The 19,695-nt window shown below is 43.5% G+C and carries 16 protein-coding genes; 4 read left to right on the top strand and 12 right to left on the bottom strand.

What is annotated here, in order from left to right:
* Positions 1–55: 55 nt before the first annotated feature.
* The 6 genes from C4S61_RS13625 to C4S61_RS13590 all read right to left on the bottom strand — a co-directional run bounded on the left by C4S61_RS13625 (position 56) and on the right by C4S61_RS13590 (position 4,890).
* Positions 56–307, bottom strand: a complete 252-nt coding sequence (locus tag C4S61_RS13625; RefSeq protein WP_103925359.1) for a hypothetical protein — start codon at positions 305–307, stop codon at positions 56–58.
* A 90-nt stretch (positions 308–397) separates the two neighbouring features.
* Complete coding sequence (locus C4S61_RS13620) at positions 398–628, bottom strand: hypothetical protein (RefSeq protein ID WP_146064408.1); 231 nt, start codon at positions 626–628, stop codon at positions 398–400.
* Positions 604–1,032 (bottom strand): hypothetical protein, encoded by a 429-nt coding sequence (locus C4S61_RS13615; protein WP_103925357.1) that lies wholly within the window; start codon positions 1,030–1,032, stop codon positions 604–606. The genes C4S61_RS13620 and C4S61_RS13615 overlap by 25 nt, the downstream gene beginning before the upstream one ends.
* Positions 1,032–1,778, bottom strand: coding sequence for a hypothetical protein (locus C4S61_RS13610; RefSeq protein ID WP_103925356.1), 747 nt, complete (start codon positions 1,776–1,778; stop codon positions 1,032–1,034). The genes C4S61_RS13615 and C4S61_RS13610 overlap by 1 nt, the downstream gene beginning before the upstream one ends.
* Before the next feature lie 2,025 nt (positions 1,779–3,803).
* Complete coding sequence (locus C4S61_RS13595; protein WP_103925353.1) at positions 3,804–4,454, bottom strand: DUF6266 family protein; 651 nt, start codon at positions 4,452–4,454, stop codon at positions 3,804–3,806.
* A gap of 241 nt (positions 4,455–4,695) precedes the next feature.
* Entirely contained in the window at positions 4,696–4,890 is a 195-nt protein-coding gene (locus tag C4S61_RS13590; RefSeq protein WP_103925352.1) for a hypothetical protein, read from the bottom strand.
* 429 nt (positions 4,891–5,319) lie between these two features.
* Between C4S61_RS13590 and C4S61_RS13585 the strand changes: the two genes are divergently transcribed.
* Positions 5,320–7,908, top strand: a complete 2,589-nt coding sequence (locus C4S61_RS13585) for a thiopeptide-type bacteriocin biosynthesis protein (RefSeq protein ID WP_103925351.1) — start codon at positions 5,320–5,322, stop codon at positions 7,906–7,908.
* Here the strand turns inward: C4S61_RS13585 and C4S61_RS13580 are convergent.
* Positions 7,860–8,585, bottom strand: coding sequence for a LytR/AlgR family response regulator transcription factor (locus tag C4S61_RS13580; protein ID WP_103925350.1), 726 nt, complete (start codon positions 8,583–8,585; stop codon positions 7,860–7,862). The genes C4S61_RS13585 and C4S61_RS13580 overlap by 49 nt on opposite strands.
* Complete coding sequence (locus C4S61_RS13575; RefSeq protein ID WP_103925349.1) at positions 8,551–9,663, bottom strand: histidine kinase; 1,113 nt, start codon at positions 9,661–9,663, stop codon at positions 8,551–8,553. The genes C4S61_RS13580 and C4S61_RS13575 overlap by 35 nt, the downstream gene beginning before the upstream one ends.
* A gap of 13 nt (positions 9,664–9,676) precedes the next feature.
* Between C4S61_RS13575 and C4S61_RS21875 the strand changes: the two genes are divergently transcribed.
* Positions 9,677–9,820: a hypothetical protein gene (locus C4S61_RS21875; RefSeq protein ID WP_160111251.1), complete on the top strand. Its 144-nt coding sequence runs from the start codon at positions 9,677–9,679 to the stop codon at positions 9,818–9,820.
* Positions 9,821–9,959: 139 nt separating this feature from the next.
* Here the strand turns inward: C4S61_RS21875 and C4S61_RS13570 are convergent, their stop codons facing one another.
* Positions 9,960–10,196 (bottom strand): hypothetical protein, encoded by a 237-nt coding sequence (locus tag C4S61_RS13570; protein WP_146064407.1) that lies wholly within the window; start codon positions 10,194–10,196, stop codon positions 9,960–9,962.
* Positions 10,197–10,777: 581 nt separating this feature from the next.
* On the opposite strand from C4S61_RS13570, the gene C4S61_RS13560 reads away from it, so the two are divergent.
* The gene (locus C4S61_RS13560; protein WP_103925346.1) at positions 10,778–11,185 is read left to right on the top strand and encodes a MauE/DoxX family redox-associated membrane protein; all 408 of its coding nucleotides are present in this window, start codon (positions 10,778–10,780) and stop codon (positions 11,183–11,185) included.
* 731 nt (positions 11,186–11,916) lie between these two features.
* Positions 11,917–12,168: a DUF6520 family protein gene (locus tag C4S61_RS13555; protein WP_103925345.1), complete on the top strand. Its 252-nt coding sequence runs from the start codon at positions 11,917–11,919 to the stop codon at positions 12,166–12,168.
* 43 nt (positions 12,169–12,211) lie between these two features.
* Here C4S61_RS13555 and C4S61_RS13550 read toward each other — a convergent pair whose 3' ends face one another.
* From C4S61_RS13550 to C4S61_RS13540, 3 genes are all read right to left on the bottom strand, one after another.
* Entirely contained in the window at positions 12,212–13,576 is a 1,365-nt protein-coding gene (locus C4S61_RS13550) for a RagB/SusD family nutrient uptake outer membrane protein (RefSeq protein WP_160111250.1), read from the bottom strand.
* 89 nt (positions 13,577–13,665) lie between these two features.
* Positions 13,666–16,869: a SusC/RagA family TonB-linked outer membrane protein gene (locus C4S61_RS13545; protein WP_103925343.1), complete on the bottom strand. Its 3,204-nt coding sequence runs from the start codon at positions 16,867–16,869 to the stop codon at positions 13,666–13,668.
* Complete coding sequence (locus tag C4S61_RS13540) at positions 16,862–19,024, bottom strand: TlpA family protein disulfide reductase (RefSeq protein ID WP_103925342.1); 2,163 nt, start codon at positions 19,022–19,024, stop codon at positions 16,862–16,864. The genes C4S61_RS13545 and C4S61_RS13540 overlap by 8 nt, the downstream gene beginning before the upstream one ends.
* Between the last annotated feature and the right edge of the window lie 671 nt (positions 19,025–19,695).

Below are 19,695 nucleotides of genomic sequence, written 5' to 3'. Positions count from 1 at the left end.
AAAAAACCCGGACAAGACTTCCTGCCCGGGTTTAAAGTATTCAGGTTTTATAGACTTACTTCACCGACTGAAGCAACCTTTCCTCCAGCTTGGCCTCATCCACGGTCAGTTGACTGATGGATACCAGGATGGTTCCGGCTGTGACTGCATGACCTGCATAGGTCAGGAGAATGGCGGGAACCGCTCCGGGAGCAGAAATTACTGCGATGCCGACTGCGGCGATGATCAGGCCAGCCTTCTTTAGGAATTGGAAGAAGGGCGGTGTAGGTGCCATCGCACGGGATTTTACTTCTGAGAGTATGTTCATAGTGTATTAGTTAAGAGTTAAAAGATAAATGTTAAGAGTTAAAAGGAATCAGTGGGCAGTCGACCGTTGACCGTTGACCGTCGACCGTTTTCACTGTTCCCACTTCACTTTCTTAATCAGCTGCTTTTTGAGTAAAAGCAACACCTCGGATATCCGGTCGATCTCTCCCCTCATGCTTTCCTGACGGGATTTGATCTCCAGAAAATCCAGCTGCAACTTCCGGAAGTCCTGTACCAGAAACTTCAGAAAGTAGGCGATCACCGAGAGCAGGAGCGAAACTGTCGCTCCCATGATGCTCAGGAGTAGGACGGTACCCGACATGACTCCAAGACATAAGGAACTCCTACCGACATGATCTGCAATTCCACCACCTCTCCCCGCTCCCAAATCGGCCCCAACTCATCCATCAGTTTGAGGAAGGCCAATCGGGTGAAGAGCGGTGTTCCGTCAGCTCTGTATTCGGTGACCGGACAGAGTTCCCCTGCTTCGGGGTTTCGATCCCCAGATTTGGATCGAATCCATCCACTCTTCCCTACCCTGATCCTCCAGCCTTCCTCCTCGGTGTGCACGGGTTCGAGTTCGTACACGCCCTCCTCCAGACAACAGGAATCGGGATTGAAGCAGGATTTGGGAGCTTCGCGGATAAAGCAGAGTTGACGGGTGCCCAGGAAGAGCCTCCCCGGAGTGCCCCGGGGAGTGTATCTTCGCTTTAACAGCAGTCGCATTAGCTTTGACTTACCGTGAGAATCTTTCCTGCATTGTGATCACCGTTGTTCATGTGGTAATCCGTGGTATTGACGTTGAGGTAAAACTCAACACTCAATACAAACAGGAAGTGTGTACCGCTCAACTGTGATTTGTCGATGGAAAGCACAGTAGCTTCTACCGGTGCCGAAACAGGCAGGACAGGAGTCGCCGCCGTGACCGTGGAACGGGTGCCCGAATCGAAATCCAAACCTACACCTGTCGCAGTAATTCGAAAACCCTGTGCACCTACCGGATAGGCAATCTCATCCAGAGGAGTCAGATCCGGAATCTGAACTTGCCAGGAAGCCGGAGAATCCAAGGTTTTGATTTCAAACAGCAGGGTTTTTGACAGGGAAGCGCGGAGATTCAACTCCATTCCTCCCAGTAAATCCCAATTTCCATTTTTCACCTTCCGATCCCCCCGGACACTTACCGCATCTGACTTGAGTACCTTCATCATCTGCTGATTCAGCCGGAGACCAAGGCGCTGATCGCTGACTTTGGAGATCACCGGACGAAGGGCATCTTTTACCAACTTGGTGGAGTTGGCATTGTCGGTGAATTCCCTCATGTTCTCCCGGGTTCGGGCAAATCGGGGATCGTTCAGGATCCGGTTTTTTTCCACCCCTCCTTTTTCCCGGGCAAGGTACCCATCCTTGGTTTTGTAAAAGGAAAGTCTCCCGACCCTCCCTTTCAGTGTAATTATACTCGCTTGTTTTGCCATATTTTTATGGGTTTTGGTGAAACATGCCACCAAGATCAAAGCACATAAACTGATTTTCAACTAAACATGCATTCCTTGCCTGTTTCTGCACTCTTTGCCTCTTCCTGCAGGAAAGTTGGAAGAGTGTTGAGTTGGTCATTTGTTGAATCTTCGAATTGTTGAGAGTTGGAAAGTGGTGAGGTTGAAAGGTGACAAGGTTGGATGACCGATGTGTTAAGAGTTAATTGTTAAGGGTTAATCGTTGAATCGGCGAATCGTTGAATTGCTGAAGGTTCAGGGTTCAGGTTTTGTTGAATTGTTGTATGTTGGGTTTGAAGGTTGGAAAGTTGGAAAATAATGGACACCAAATGGTGAATTTTGAATACCGAATTAGTCCAATTCGGGACCCAGAAAGGGTCCAACTGTGAATAGCCCGGCTGTGAACACCGGGAAAAATAGGAGCACAGGTAGCCAGTGCTGGCCCAGATTGTTGGTTTGGAAGAAGATGTGGATGCCAGCGCAATGGATAGAAGCAGGACAGCGAGGAACCAGGTGCCAAACGAGACCGAATTGCGTTTCGTGGGGACACGAACCGCGGCAGAAAATTCTCGCAAAAACGGTAAGTCGCAAAGAATTAAAAGTCCAGTCCCGATAGGTCCATCGGGGGAGAAGCAAGACAACGGGAAGTCTAATTGGAAGTCACGACCCAGAATGATCCAACCTTTCTTTGTTTGCTGTTTTTATTCGTCCTTTTGGTTTGATCCAAAAGGACCAATCCTGATAGCTATCGGGACTCCTACCGCACAAGTCTGAACGCTGGCCCGCTGCCACGTCGGCCCAGCGCGCCCTCCTCATCCCGATTTTGCCGTGGTTAAAGTCAGATAGGCAGGCTTCGTCTAAGACTGTGGGATGCTTATGGGCATGGTAGTGAAAGTGAGGGAAATCACTGACCACAGAGTGGTCGAACTTTTCAATAGCCCCGGGTGGGAACCCGGGGTAAAAACGTAAACAGGATCCAGCGCTGGCCCAGATTGTTGGTTTGGAAGAAGATGTGGATGCCAGCGCAATGGATAGAAGCAGGACAGCGGGGAACCAGGTGCCAAACGGGACCGAATTGCGTTTCGTGGGGACACGAACCGCGGCAGAAAATTCTCGCAAAAACGGTAAGTCGCAAAGAATTAAAAGTCCAGTCCCGATAGGTCCATCGGGGGAGAAGCAGGACAACGGGAAGTCTAATTGGAAGTCATGACCCGGAATGGGGGAAAATTTTCATTGACCAATTATCAAATTCAATGATCAAGAATGAAGGACTGAAAGGTTGGAAAGCGAAATTAAATTCCGGCTTCTGGAGAAGCAGGACAGCGGGAAAATTGCATCCAAAAAATGACCCTGAAGGGGTCAAACTATGAATAGCCCCGGGTAAGGAGGAACGACGCAACCCGGGGTAAAAACGTAAACAGGATCCAGCGCTGGCCCAGATTGTTGGCTTGGAAGAAGATGGGGATGCCAGCGCAATGAATAGAAGCAGGACAGCGAGGAACCAGGTGCCAAACGGGACCGAATTGCGTTTCGTGGGGACACGAACCGCGGCAGAAAATTCTCGCAAAGACGGTAAGTCGCAAAGAATTAAAAGTCCTGCCCCGATCGAAATATCGGGGGAGATGCAGGACAACGGGAAGTCTTATTGGAAGTCACGACCCAGAATGGGTCATAAGGTATTATCCTGAATTTTGATTACCTCTGAAAAAATTATCAGAGAACCAAGTTTCAAGTTCAGTTTTCAAAGTAAAAGGAAATAGATATAAGGCGTGCCTTAGACCTGCCTTTTGCAGGCAAGTCCGCCTTGTCTGTAGCCTTGGGTAAGAGCAACGGAACCCTAGGTGAAAAAAGAAAAAAAAACCGATCTTCCATTCCAGCTTCAGGAGAAGCAGGACAGGGCAAAATGATCTTCGACTCCTGTCACCCTGACCCAGAGAAGTATTTTGAGATAGCCTTTTGATATTCAACTAATTCCAAATTCATCTAGAACCCTTCCTTTGCAAGATTCTAGGTACCTAGCCGGATACAGACTGAATCTGAAAACCTCCTTTTATTCCTTGGAAGTACCCGATAGAAAGAAATATACAGGTAAGTGCCTTCCAGATTCAATCGAGGGGATAGGGTAAGGGTCTGGTATTGGCTTCTGCGAAAAGCTTCTCCTATAAACTCCTCGGCGATCCCCTGATCCGGATTATACACCACAATCCAGCTGAGGTCAGATTCTCTGGAGTTCCCCTGATTCCCATGGGATTCCCAGTGAAGGCTCGGCTGCCGTGCTCCCAGCCACTTTATTTGAAGCTGCTCGACTGGGGAAACAACCCCTGATGAAATCAATATTGACTCATAATTCACACTGATGCTTCCTTGAATTTCATTTATCGCTGATTTTAGCGTTTGGGAAAGTGCCAGATGAAATCCCTTGCGGGTTGCACTCACAAACTCTCCATATCCTGTGTCCAGTATTTTGTTGAGCGGTCGAAGTGCCGCTGTCGCCAGTTTAAACTTTTGCTGATACAGACGTTGGAGGGCTGTGGGCTGATAACTTTTTTTCCATTGTGGTCTTTCACGGATTACTGTTTTTCCATTGAGTTGATAAATGACCAGATTGCCCAGTTTTCCTGAAATCTGGCCCAAAAAAGGATGATTTGAAGTTGCCATAAGCTGTAGTCAAGGTTTGGTTAATGCATATTTTTAGGTACTCCATAGGCGTCTTATAGCGGCCTTAGTGATGATGCGGTTTGGTTACCGGGTAATTACCGGGATACTATTGCCTGGAACAGTACCCAGACCATAGCCAGACGGTAGGGCGATGGTACAAAGTCCGAACGAAGTATAGGACCCGTATACCTTTGGTATGCCTTTGTCCTGAGGCTGCCTGCCCTTTGGTCTGACTGAGGTATCAATTAAGGTATTCGGATAGCTCCGATTCCGATATACCTGAAAAGGCGGCGAATTCCGCCACCGTCACATATTGCCCTTTCGATTTTTCGGTCAGCTGACGGATTTTTCGGATCACTTCATGGCTGTAGCGCGGGCTGCGACCGGTGATCCGCTGGATGTCTTTAGCATAGATTACACAACGTTTGGTTTGCATCTAGAGTAAGTTTTTCTGATTTAACACCATCTAAATTTTCAAAAAAAGCTTGAGAGTAAATTAGAGGCCCAAGTCCTACTCTACTCCCATCGCCCCTAAAAAGCCTTTCAGCTTTTTCCCGTTTTCGCCGGCGATTTACTCGCTCATCAATCTGTTGATCAACGCAATGCAATTGCTCACCACGAAACTGAGAGATGATAATTAAAAAACAAAACAATGGTGGAATCTATGGATTCTTAGTTGAATTGTGGAAAATATGTACAAACTAACCCTTCAAAAGCACTTAAATAAAACGCTTGTTTTTCAAATCTCTTGGAAGGGAGAACAAGGTAAATAAGAGTCTTTTTTTATCCTTCACCCCTTCCAGAGCTTGTTTACCCCAAGTTCAGGAATTGTCATGTTGTTTTTCGGAATTTAAAAGTAAAAACTATGAGCTTTCTTTTCCGATTACCTCTAATAGATTTTGATCCTCAAGATGAAGCCCAAATCCAGAAGAACTGGGAATGGATATTACGAGCAATCCAATACTCCTCTCCTTCTTTGCTTCAAGAAATAGGACAAGTACCATTTAATTTGCTTAAGCCAGAACTCAAAAATAAAATCATCAAATACCTGATTAGAGGAAGGTACCGATCTACTCCTTTCGGGCTCTGGGCAGGAGTTGGACTTGGCGATTGGGGAAATTTCAATTATTTAAAGACTCCAATTTCCTACAGTAGCCTACAAACTTACAATGGGTCCAAACCAGGAAAGAAAAGCACATTATTACTTTCATACAAGTTGGCACCTGGGTTAATCGAATATTCTGATCAGGTTCAGTATTGGAGCTATTGTAAAAAAGAAGAAGGGTGGCGTAAAAGCTTTTTGGACAAAAACCCTTTGATAAGGACCCTTCTTTCTTATTTCAAAAGGTCTGAAATCTTAGACAGGAAAGGATTTGAATCTTTTTTTGAGGTGAAAAATCAGCAGAAGATTTCCAAAATCTGGAAAATGATTTTGGAATCCGGCATTCTTATTCCGTCAACTTTCCCCAATTGCACCAAACAGGCGAAGGGTATTGATATTCGTATTCAATCTGAGCTCCTCATCAATAAACCGGTCAAAAAGAAGCTCGATACGCTAATTTCGGAAATAGGGAATTTATTTGTTCCGATCGAAAGTGAATTTCTGGTTGAATTCAAAAAGTGGTTTAGGTTTCATTACGACGATAGGTTCGTTCCTATCCCGCTTATCAGCCATAATTTTGATTTTGTTCTGGGATCAAACCAATCCATCTCAGAGAATCAAGAGGGCAGTATTGGATATTGGCCGCTTTTTCATGGAGTGGAAGAAATTGATCTCAGTGGTTATTATGAGCCTGCACCAATTTCACTACGACATGTCCAAATTGTATTCAAACTCCTTGATACAGCAGATATCTTTATAGAAAATATTGTTTGCAATCGGGAGTTTGCCTATTCTGGCAGATTTAGCTTAGACCCTGAAATAAAACAAACCATTGGTAATCAATTAGCGCAAGGGAACCCAGCAGTAGAATTTGCCGATTTGATCTTATATGAATCTTCCAACGCAAATTCAATAGGCCGGCATTCCAATGTATATCATTACAGCATTAATCCATTTGGCACAGGTGTTGGGTCGGATCAATTGGGAACAGATGACCTTCTTTTAGGTCTCAGAGATGGCAAACTTATCCTTTTCAGTAAGCGATTGGGAAAATGCATAGTTCCCGCTATCCAACATCCTCTAAATCCAAATCAGATTACCCATAGTCTTACCAGGCTTTTTTGGGAACTTGGAAATCAGGATCAATTTCGGTTTTTGCCTTACCACTTAGAACCTTTTAAAAAAAGCACCTATTTGCCACGATTGACTTGGAAAGGAAATATTTTACAGGGAAGAAGATGGGTTGTAAATCGGAAAAACTACGATTCTAAAGCTGATTTTTTTGAATTTTTAGCTAATCATAAAATTCCATCCCCAATTGTTGCAGGCAATTTGGATCGAGAACTGGTTCTTGACTGGACTGATTCGATACAGTCAGATTTAATCTGGAAAGAGCTTGGTCGAGCGGAGGAACTCACCCTCTTTGAATGTCCCTGGGTAAATAAATCTGCCTTTAAGAGTCAGTCAAGTGAATCCATTTTCCCTCAAATTATTTATGGAAAAGCCTGTAGCAAATGGGGTATTATGCGTCCTGGATTTCTCAATAGAATCAGTAAACCAAATTTGGACTGGGTTTATTTTCGGATTTTTGTAAGTGAATTTGGACTACAACCCCTTCTTTTCAAAGCCCTTCCAAATCTGATTAGCCGATTGAAACAGGAGTTTCAACTCAATAAGTGGTATTATTTGATTTACCAAAGTCCACAACTTGAGATCAGGTTAAGGATATTCCCTTCCGAGCAGCGAGAAAAATCAGAAATCACAAAAGTTGTTCAAGAAACACTATACCATTCCGGTTGGATGGACCGTATCGTAATGGATACGTATTATCCTGAGACCGAAAAGTACGGGGATAAATCAGGAGAAATATCGGCGTCAGAGTCAATTTTCCACCGTGAGTCCGAATTGATTTTAGGACTGGATAACATCACAAAAAATAATGCTATTCAATTTTGGTGTGAGCAAGCAAGAATTGAATGGGCAGTTAACCGGTTTTCTTTATTAATTGAGAAAGCTGGAAAGGATCCGGAATTTTTTACCTTTTTCCGCAACTGGGTCAAACAAATCCCCGCAAATGACAGAAAATTTCTAAATAAACCTTTTGGAAGAGAGGAAAATCGCCCCCACGATGATCACCTCACCGAATTGGATTTTCGCTTGATTCAGGAAAAAGGAATTGAAGAATTAATGAGAATCATCCCCAATCACATACATCTCTGCTGCAACAGACTTTTCACAGTTGAGTCTGATCCAATGGAGAACAAAGTGATTTATGGTATTTACAAAAAACTAGGTGAAGCAACCTATCGACTCACCCGGATCAAAAATGTATCCAGAAATCTATCTTTATAGTTTGGCCCTATGGGGATAGTTACTCCATTTTCGAGAATCACTTCTTTTGCCATCACTTTCTCAACCATTTCTACATTCACAAGGAACGACCGGTGGATGCGAATAAGATTAGGATAATTGATCGAAGATTCTACAAAAGACAAGGTAGATCGTTGTACGATTTCCCCCTTTGTAGTGATGAAGTGGGTGTAATTGTCGCGTTGCTCAATGTAGTGGACATCGCTAAAAAAAACCCGGGTCAGCCCAAATCGGTCAGGATCCTCCACAAGAAGGAATTGTTTTTGAGCATCTTTTTTCCGTTGTAAATACCCATCCATTCTTTTGGTAACCTTCTCAAGGGTTTGCTTTAACGTCAATATTTTCACTGGCTTTACCAAATATCCAGATACTGAAACTTCAATACTTTGAAGCGCATATTCTTCATGAGCTGAGCAGATGATTACTGGCATTCCGATCTCTTCCATTTGTTCACAGATAAGCAGCCCGTTGATTTGGCCCATCTGAATATCAGTGATGAGCACATCACACATCTCTCTAAGAGCCTTATGAAGCCCTGATATCGGATCAGTTTCCATAAAAACGACCTCATATCCCGGAATACCTGCTATGAAGCCTTCTAATCGGCTTAATGCCAGTGGCTCATCATCGATTAGGCCAATTCGGATTCTCTTCTCCATAGGGTATCATTAAGTTTAAGGAAAACCAGTGGCTGTCTTTTTCAATTTTCAGCGAAAATCCGGGGAAATAGAAATCCAATAAGTTTGTAATAGTTGGAATCCCAAATCCGCTTGGTTTCACTGGAAGCTTGGATTGAATCCTGTTTTTGGTCCTGAAATAAAAACAGGCGTCAGGTGTCATTGCCCCAACCATTCTTGCTTCTATAAATACAGGGTGATGAGGATCCTTGTAATCTCCGTGCTTGAAAATATTATCCACCAAGCTCAAAAGGATCATTTTTGGCATATAAAGCTGATTCAGTTCCAACAAATCCGTACTTATCCTTTTTTTTAAGAAAAGCTGATCTTCGAATCTTACTTTCTGACTATGGAGGTAGGAACAAATTGCCTTTATTTCACCAGACAGCGGATTGAATTTGGTCGGGTCCACATAAGCATATCCCAGAACGTCTGCCATGTTTTCGAGGTCTTGGGCGATTTCAGGTGAGGATTTTAGCGCTTTCGTGGCAAGTCCTCCGATCAGATTCAGTGAAAAATGCGGACTCAGTTGAACGATTTTGTGCTCGATGTGAAGTCTGTCCAGATCGATTTCGGTTTTCCCTTTTTCGAGAAGTGACTTGGATAGAGCATAGAAGCCCCATATCCCCAGCGTGAGGATCAGAAAGGCAATCTGTCTTTCAAGCTCATAGATTAAAAATACACCCAAGGAACCTATATCCACCTCAAAGAAGGAAAAGAGAAAATACTTTATGAGTGAAATCAGTAAAACAGCAACTATCGACGCCCCGAGGATTAATCTCGTGCTGCTTGAATAAAAAATCGAAGGGATCATCCAGAAGAAATAGATCGCGGAAGAAAAAAATCCAAGGATTACCGTAATTAATCCAAACACAAACCCTCTTGAGGGGACACTACTGAATTGGGTCAGAATTCCATCCAGAATCGCATATCCTACCCAAACCACGACCAGAATTTTAATAGGATGAGCTAAGTAGGGTTCCATTTTGTCCCTAAACCACTTTACACGTTTGTTTACCCCTGAAAACTGGATTTCAGGAGGCGTGAATATATTTTTCATAAAAATTACATCTATGATCAACAAAAAGGAAATGAACCAAGTGGACCTGCAGGCAGGTCACACTCCGGTAAGAAAGATGAACCCGATCGGGAAACAAGGCAACCGAATTACAGGAAGCATTTTCAGAGAATGCCTCACCACGATAACTCGGGCTTAGTTGATTTCTCAACAGCAAACGGTACAGGCAAAGTCACAAAAGGCCTGTTTAACTCCTTACTAATTTAACTTATCGTGCAGCAAATGCATTTACCGGGTCGTCAATCCGGCGGGAAGATCCCCATCTCAAACGGATTTCATTAAGAATGGAATCCGTTTTTTATTGGGTTTGACTTCCGGGGAACCAGAGCAAGACTCAGTTCCTCGACGGAGATACCATGAAATTCTGCAAACTCCTGGATGGTCACCAGTTGATGTTTGGCTTTTCCGTAATGCTCCTTCACTTGCTTCAGATTATTGTAAGCGTACGATCTACTCCTTCCGGTAAAATTCATGATATCCTTTGCATAAATTATTCTCCTTTCTAAATAAGACATGAATAAGTACAACAAACAGAATATCCAAGGCAGAAGCAAAAGCCTTGCTTTACCCACCGACGCAATTCTATAGATTGAAAAAATACCTTAATACCAAAAAATGTACCTAATAAACGAAAATCTTAAAATAAATTAATGATTTAGCTAGTTTATTTGTAAATAAATGGCAAAAATCGTTTATGAACGGTAAATTATTGATTATAAACAAATTAAAAAATCAAACATGATTTCAATATCCACCCTATAGATCAAAAGTCTTTGTGACCTTAATCCGAAAGCTTCGTATTCATTGGATAAACTGATTTCGATTGAAGCGGCTATTGCGTTTGCTCTGGTTATAATTTGATTTTTTAAGGCCACATGGCCGCCTGTATCCGGACAGGGAATCTTCGCATGACAGCTGATCATTTTTTCATGTGACAGACACTACAGGGTTCCGGCCTGTCTGGCTCAGGAAGGCTCGATTTCACCCCATAAATCCAGCCTTTTACGTCCCAAAGCAGGGTTGACATGATTTTCTACCAATTAACCAGTTTTTTTTTTTGATTCTCTTTTGATGTTAGCAGAGAAATTAAATCGACATGAAAAAGCTTGATTATCAATTTCCAGCCTTAATTCTGATCTTAATCTGGACTTACACTGGTTTGGAAAAATTCCTTCGATTTAAACAAAGCCAAAAAGCTTTTTACAACCAACCCATGCCGAATGAAATTGAAGAAGTGCTTTCCTATACAGTCCCTGGAGTAGAGTTGCTACTTGCCCTGCTCCTACTCTTTTCAGTGACTCGATGGTGGGGATACCTCGGCAGTGCTTTGCTGCTGACCGTATTTATCACTTATGTGGGACTGATTTGGGTGGGAGCCTTTCCTCGGGTGCCCTGTAACTGTGCCGGAATTATCGAGAGCCTCGGATGGGCAGAACACTTTGTGCTGAATTTGGGGTTGATCGGGATTTCGGTGGTGGGGTTAAGGGTGGAAGTTGGGAGGTAAGGGAGTTAGGGAATATGGGAGAGTAGGCAGTCGCAGTTTTCAGTTGGCGGGGAGTAGGGATTGACCCCATAGGGGTCTAACATCTAAATAGCCAGGGGTTTTAACCCCTGGAATTAAAGCATGCGATTGATCCCAGCGCTGGCGTAGGATCATGAATTGGAATAGAAAAATTGATGCCAGCGCAATGGAAAGGATCTAATGACCAAGGGATTGGGATTGTAAATCCCTGAAAATAAATAGAGCCGAATTGCAATTTCGGCCCAGCGGAGAGTTAGAAGGTTTGGGAGAGTAGACAGTCTCAAGTTTCAGTATCCAGGGATCTCAAATCCAGACCTACCGGGAAATAGAAGTCTTAGGAGTTATCGGATTGCAAATCCTATAGCAGGACCTCGACATTGCAAATGTCGAGGAGCGTGGTCAGAAATTAAACCTTCGAGGTTTTTGAAAACCTCAAAGGTTAAAAAAAATGGAGCAGTGTGGTGGAACACCGCTCCGCAGCCCAAAAGTATTAAGGCAAGGGCCGCAAAAAATGATTTAATAAATTCGTGAATAACACAGTAACAGCGGAAAGAAAAAGACAATAAGAGGTTCATTTCTCTCGATGGCCAGGGTGAGAGACTGGTCAATACCAATGAACCCCGATAGGGAGATGCCGAAAACCCAGAACAGAGTAGGCATTCAATTCCAAACGGTTTGGCCCTTTTTGATTGGTTAAAAAAGGGTCACTGGTTATGATTAAATTTCAAAAACTGCTTCCTGCACTGGCATTGGTGCTGGGAGCAACCTTGGCGATGGCAATGAATTTTGCCAGTCCTGAGGCAAATGGAACATTGAAAGCATTCATCAACAATCAATGGCAACCAATTCCCGAAAACACCCAGTATGTGTGTGATGAAGAGGAAAGCTCTTGTGTGGCCAGATTTGATGAGTTGGATCAGATGATTCCTGGTACCGAAGTTGAGGGTGTCTATACTCCTCTTTAATCGGTTTAAATTTTTGGGCTGGCTGACTGCCAGCCCTTAATTTTTACCGTGGATTTTGAACAATTCCACTTCTATCGATCTCCTCTCTGGGAATCTCCAAGGCATATCTTGGATCATTTACAGGTAAACGGATCTCGCTTCCATTTACCATGCGAGATAATTCTATGGACTCTCCCTGAAGGTTAAGCCTTTTAATATCCCCCCAACGAATCCCTCTTAACACCAGCTCCTTACGCCTTTCGTCCAGAATTTTTTGAAGAAGAACTCCCTGTTCCAGACCTTTCATTTCTTTAAATGTTCCGGTCTTATAGCGCTTAATCAACAATTCATTAAGCACAGTCATAGCTTCTGAATCTTTCCCGATTCGGGCCAGGCATTCTGCCTTATTAAGCAATAATTCATCTACCGCCAATCCACCAAACGGATTTAACAAATAGGAATATTGGCCTCGAAATGCCTTAAATCCAGCCCTATTTGAATAAAATAAACTCAGTCTTAAATCATTTGGATCATATTTTTCAATCAATTCAGGAGCAACAGCAGACCCCGCACTGAAGAAGTAATAAGTTCTAAGGGTCAGCTCACTGTAAAATATTACTTCATCTAGTTTACCCACAAACGGGCGGGCAGGGGAGGCACTTACCGTGTTATAATCAAGCAGCGTGTTTTTTATCGATAAGGCCGAATTTGAAGCACTTAGGCTTCTTTCAAAATCACCCATATATAAATACACTCTGGATAACAATGCATATGAAGCTGCTTTGGAAGGTCGGGTTTTGGCAGGTGCTTGGGTATTCAACAAGGGTAAAGAGTTCTCAAGATCTTCCAAAATTTGATCGAAAGTTTGCTTAAGTGTCGAACGACCCAGCGGTAAATCTATGGCTGGTTCCAGTCTCAGAACCAATCCGGGCGTATTGTCCGCTGTAGCGGAATTATACCCAAGACAAAAGGATCTGGCCAGTGAAAAGAAGGCATAGGCTCGGTAGAATAAAGCTGATCCTTTCAACGCCTTCCAATCCTGCTGATTTTTTTCAATAGAGGGGAAATTTTCCAGCTCAGATAACACCACATTGGCGAACAGGACTTGTTCATAAGGCCTGGACCAATCCGTATTTAATGCAGTATTTATCGGTTCAGGTGACCAAGTATACAACCGAATTAAATCTTCGTCCAATGTCGCTAGTCTTGAATCCAATATCAGCACATCATCTGAACTCGGATCCAATTGCGAGGGCTCCTGATTCATGACTTGCAAATTGTTGTCCAACATAGCCCATAACTCTGCAACTGTTGTAGGCGTAATCAGTGCTTTATCCGGCTTTTCGTCTAAAATACCCGTACAGGAATGATAAAATATACCGGCACACATTACGATCAGAATTCTTAAGATTTTGATTTTATTTTTCATAATACAATTTGAGTAGTAGTGATCAGATAGGCTGTGATAGAGGATCGGTACCAGCCTTAAACATTCCGAAATCCTCATTTCGGGCAGGATTAAAAATCCCATTGCAGTCCTAATGTGAAAGATCTTAGCGGTCTCATCGTCCTAAAATCTGGATCCAATGGATCGTTGGATGCCTTCCAGATCATGCCCAGATTGTTTGCGTAGGCAAAAATCTGCCAATTCCCCCTCTTCCCATTTGAATTGGCATGCGAGTAGCCTAATCGGACATCCTGAAATCTTACGTGGTCCCCTTTTTCAACCAGTACCGAAGAAAAAGAATAGAAGTTATCCCGGAATGTATTTCTTGTCGCTGGCAGGGAAGGAACCTGAGTAGTGAGTTCATCGCCTGGATTTTGCCAACGTAATGAATAGTCCCCATGCCCCTGTTCACCCGATAGGATCGGCAAGTAGCGAACTGAGTTTCTTCGGTAATAGTAGCCTAGACGATAACTGATATTAGCGGAAAGATTCCAGCGCTTCCAAGTAAAAGTGTTCCTAAATGATCCGAAATGGGTGGGTCTGGCCGAACCGTGAAAGGTCAAGTCTTCAGGTGTGGCAGCAGATAAAATGGCAGCATAATCAGAAGATGACTCACCATCCAACAATCCCAATGGATCTCCATTGTCTGGATTAAGTCCGGCAAAAGGGAGACTGTAAATCGCATAAATAGGCCTCCCCTCCAAAGGGAATATCGGAGAAGAAGGGTTTGCTCCTGTCGCCTGACCTAAATAGTTCAATACAGTGGTCTTTACTTCATAATCCAGCACTTTCTCCTGAACATGGGAATGAAAATAATCAATCCTCCAAGCAAGAGCTTTCTTAATCGGTAAGGCTCTAAGCTGAAAATCAAATCCCTTTCCTAGGCTGTTTGCAAAATTGCCGCGGAATTGCTCCACGCCCGTATTGGGTGCAAAAGGAATATCTCCGATCAGGTCATTTCCCTCTTTTCGAAAAACTTCGAATGAACCTCCTAATCGATCATTCCAAAAATCAAAGTCGAACCCGACATTCAAAATTTTAATCTCTTCCCATCTCAGGTTTAGATTTGGTGGATTGGTAAGGTTTGCAACCGGAAATCCGGAATATCGACTTACGCCCACGATCCGCGCGGTGGTCAAAGCAGTGACTCCCTTGTTCACATTTCCATTTACCCCGTAGGTTGTTCTCAATCTCAGAAATGAGACCCATTGGGGAAGTTGCCAGTTTTCTTCAGAAATTGTCCAAGCCAGTCCTGCAGACCAAAGTGGAACGGATCTTTGATTTGCATTGACTCCGAAAAGATTGGAAGCATCTTTTCTTGCACTGGTCGAAACAGTAAATTTGTTCTTGAACGTATAGGCTGCATTTGCGAAATACGAAATGAAATTATCTGCCCCGCCCGATACACCAAGGCCAAAAGGAATTTGAGCTCTTATAGCTGGGTTCTGATATTGAGAAAATAAAGTAACCTGATCTACAGGAACTGTATTCCCTGTCTCGGGACTATACCCATAAGCCCGACTTGACAAACCTTCAAAGTTCAATTGTTTGATCTCATATCCAGCCAGTGAATTCAAAACCCCGGATTTTCCCAAGTCCCCATTCCATCTGACCAAGCCGCGAACCGAATGGCTAACGCTGTTTCTGACACTCCAGTCACGTATAGCTCCCTGAGGGATAGCATAGGACAATGCCCCGCTTTCCCCTCGTTGGGTAAACCGGTTGATTTGATCTCTCACCGCAAAGCTGTTCGGATCATTCACTGTATTGTTCAGACCGGATCCCTTCCAGTACTGGTAATAAACCTCAGCACTCAACTGAGGTAGAATTTTGTATTTCCCGAACAGATTTAATCTAATGTCCTCCAATTCATTGGACCGATCCACCAGCCTCAATTCTTCCAAAGGGTTCAATTCCCATGACAACAATCCATTGGATTCGGCAGTCCTGGCAAAGCCTTCCCTTATTCCGGAGTAAAATGCGGTAGAATTGCCACTGTCATCAACCAAACTACCATAGGCATACAATGGCTGGGCACCGTTAAAGCGGATTCCGGAAGGACCGTTATTTGAACCGGACTGAGTGCTCAAAATATAATTTATCCCTAATCCCAGTTCAAGCTTTCCATCCAGGAGATTGAGATTTTGATTGCTGAGAAGTGTGTATCTGCTGCTTTGGTTCCCTACCAGATTACTTTGATTTTCATCCCAACCTGCCGAAAGGTAATAGCCATACTTTCCTGAATTCCCAATTACGTTGAGGTTATATTGTTGATTCCAGCTGCTTTGATACAAATAATCCCTGTAATCGTTTCTGATATCCAAATTTCGGAAGGACTCTAGTCGCGTCTGAAGTTCGGCATTGGAAAGCAGGCCTTCCCTGTTCTGAATGAGACTTTCCACCACAGGGGTCAGCGGAGTTCTAAACGGAGAGTTTTCCTGGTTCAGGTAAAAGTTCTCACTAAACAACCGCCGCTCCATATCCACTACTTCACTGCTGCTCATTAGAGGTTGATAGAATGGGTCAGGACGCTCCGCCCAAGTGGAGTTGGCCACCAATGTGACCCGGGGACTATCTCCCCTTACCCCTTTCTTGGTTGTAATCACGATGACTCCGTTCCCTGCTCGTGCTCCCCAAATGGAAGCCGCTGCGGCATCCCGTAAAATCGAAATACTTTCCACATCATTCGGGTTGATGTTTTCGATGGGACCATCATAAGGAAAATTATCAATGATGATCAGTGGGGCAGCGTTGGAGAAAATGGTTGATCTACCGCGAATACTAATCGGGTCGGTAGTAGAACCCGTTCGGTTAAATATCAGACCCGGGGTAACATCTTCAAGCCGATCCAAAATAGAAGTACTGATTCGTCGGTTTATCAATTCCCTGTCTAGGCCAACAAAGGAACCGGTTTGTCTTTCTTTGGGAATTTCTTGATACCCGGTGGCAAACACTTCTACGCCTTGAAGTGAAGTCTCTTCCAGTTCCATCAACACAGTCAGGGGATCTGTTGGTAAAATCAAATCCAGCGTTTGACTTTGATACCCAATGAAACTGAAAGTCAGTCTAATTTCCTGATTCGGGGTATTCAGGTTAAACTTTCCCTCCTCATCGGTAATAGCCACCTGATTGGTTCCTCCTATTCTGATTGTGGTACCCGGAAGCGGGATTCGATCTTCTGCGGAGAGTACCACACCCTGAAGCTTTGAATTTTGAGCAAAAGCACCCATTGACACCAAGGCCATAAGGATGCATATCATGAATCGTTTAATCATGGGTTTGGGGATTTATGGTTTTATAAATGAGTTGGGAGAGGGTTTCGGCATCTTGGTGCAATTCTGTGATGGCTACCAGCTTTCCATCTGCACCAATCAATATTGGCCTTGGGGCTGCTGAAATCAGGTAGTTTCTGAAAAATTGATGGGAATATCCTTTCCCCTCAGTATGGAGACGGATCCAGGATTTGGAGTTGTAAAGTTCGCTTTCATTCCCCCGAATCCATTTTTCCGGGTTTCTATCCGCTGACAGGGATACCAAAACGAATCGGTCTTCATTGGCCAGTTTCGATTCCAAAACAGATAACACTTTCTTGTAAAAGCCTGCTGAGGCTGAGCATCCGGTGAAATAGGTGTTTATCAGGATCGTTTTGCCCTTAAAATCTTCCAGCGTAAAGACCTTTCCTTCGCCATCCACAAATTCAAAATCTGTGACATCAGAACCTGGCAAAACCCTATCGATGTAGGAATTGACTTCTTCTTTGATTTCCCCATCTTCTAGGAGATTTGACCAGGCTACCAGTGTCTCTGGCGAAGCAGTACCAAGCTTTAGCTTTTTATAAATATGCTTTGCTAAAACCAAGTCTCTAAGTTCTCTTGGAACCTTTGAAGAGATAAAGTCTTCTACAGCAACATTTTTAGAAAGGGCTGCATAAAGCTGGACAACACTGTAATAGAATTCAATTTTCTTCTCAGGTCTAGCCTCTAAGTCGAGAGAGGCGACTGAGGACTGTACAATCCCGGTGATTTCTTCTAATTCCTTAAGAATCCCTTCCAGTAAAACTTCATCTCCTTTGGAATATCTTGCAAGGGTCTGAAGATGGGTTAAGGCTTTCGTGTAATATGCACTCAAGGTCTCCTGAAGGATAAAATCAAGAATTTGAGCATCTATCAATCCAGAATAAAAAGCCAACAAATGATCCAATTCCTTTCGATATAGGCCACTTTCCATTTCGATTTTCCAAGCCTTGAGCATTTGTTCCACATCGATTTGGATCAGGCTAACCCTTGGTCCAAAGGCTTCTTGAGACGCTTCAAATTGTTCTTGCACTTGGGAATTGGGAAAAAGTGGTTCGTCTTGGGAGGTATGGATTGCTATTCCTTTTTCTTTTTGATGAATAAGGATGAGTTGTTGAATTCGATCTTGCAGTTCATAAAGAAGATGATCCGGTCCAACAAAAGTCTTTTCTCCTTTTTCCAGGTTAAGAAACACTTGAACACTGTCCCCCGGAAAAGTAAGAAAATCGTCCAGTACCCTTTTTTCATTGAGAAAAAGTGAAAGGTATCCGGGTTTCTTGGCGGGAACAGCCAGCCTCGCCCAGCGGGAACCATAAGCGCCATCCCAAAGAGTACCTGGTCTAAATGTCTCTCTGACTTCTTGGAATTTGGGTGCCCGGGCATTTTCATCGATGACCTGTTCCAAAAAAACCAATCTCAATTCGGAAGAATCACGCTTGGAATCCTCCTGTACATAAAGGAGAATTTGACTTTGAGCTGTGTGGGATGTCCTGTCTTTAAAAACCCAATCTTCAATGGCAAATGAATCATCCGAAGAGGTAATTAGATTTTCTGATGAAGAAACATGGTCTAAAAACTTCGGATTAGACTCAACAGGCCCACCATCGAGTTCCAGAAACAAGTATCTTGATTTAATTTCCTGATCATTTTTGGGAGAATTATCAAAGATCGGGAAAGAAGAAAATTGGGAACTCAAAAGAAAAGAAACAGGCGAAGCCGTAAGATGTGAGATATGAGATTCAAGACTTTGAGATTCTGGTATCTTCCGGGCAACTTCTGGTGTGTTTCTGCTAAGAGAGACTGGGACAGGGGTGGAATGGAAGGATTCTCCTTCCATTCCTACCCTTATGTCCTGGTCGCTATCAACTAAACCAAAATTAATATGAGACGGAAGACCGAAAACCGAAGACCGAAGAATAGGTCCACCGTCGACGGTCGACAGACTACTGCTGTGTATTGGAAGCATAGAGATTTCTGCTCCAGATGGATACTTGAGGAAAGTATCGGGAAGGATTGCTCCTCCCCGATTGGGGCTGTCTGACCTATGAAGAAGTTCAGCCCCGGGTGAATCTGCAACTTTGCTCGATGGGATTTCTATGCTGCTACTAAGCAGTAGAATCAGTAGTAGTGTTTTCATGTGTTTACAAATTGAGGTGGATGAGATAAGTCCCGGAAAATCGGGACGAAATACGCTTGGGCGAGATATGCCCTCCTCCGTCGGGCGAAATAGGCTTCCCAACTGTGGCGTTTCTAAGTCGAACAAGGAGGAATTTCAATGGTATTGAAACCAGAAAGTCCGCAATTTTCAGGCATAGCAATGCCAGGAAGCATATGAGTAGGAAATTTTTCATGCTTTTTAGGTGTTAGTAGTCGGATTGAATTGAAGGGTATTTGAGGATGAAGAAGGAAGAAATTGAGATACGCTAGCGCGAAATATGCTGACGCGAGATAAGCTCCCTGCGGTCGAGAAATAGTAGCTATGCTGAGATACGCTAATGCGAAATAGGCTTGCGCGAAATACACTCCTCGTACCTCGGAGTGAGATATTTAGCTACTGCTAGATTTATTCTGAACTTCCAAAATCTCAAATTGAGATTTTAGAGATTCGAACCAATTGCGCTCCCCTATCTCGCAAAGCGTATCTCAATCGTTTTTCGCTTGGCATATCTCTATTCTTATCGCGAAGCGTATCTCAACAAGTATCTCGCGAAGCATATCTCAAGAATTTACCCAATACTCTTCCTCCCTGACCCCGTATGAGCCAAGTCAATACAACTAATGAATAAATAGAATGAATTGTCAGCGCGA

Source organism: Algoriphagus boritolerans DSM 17298 = JCM 18970 (assembly GCF_900108085.1).
GTDB lineage: Bacteria > Bacteroidota > Bacteroidia > Cytophagales > Cyclobacteriaceae > Algoriphagus > Algoriphagus boritolerans.
This window is presented reverse-complemented; position numbering and strand designations above follow the sequence as displayed.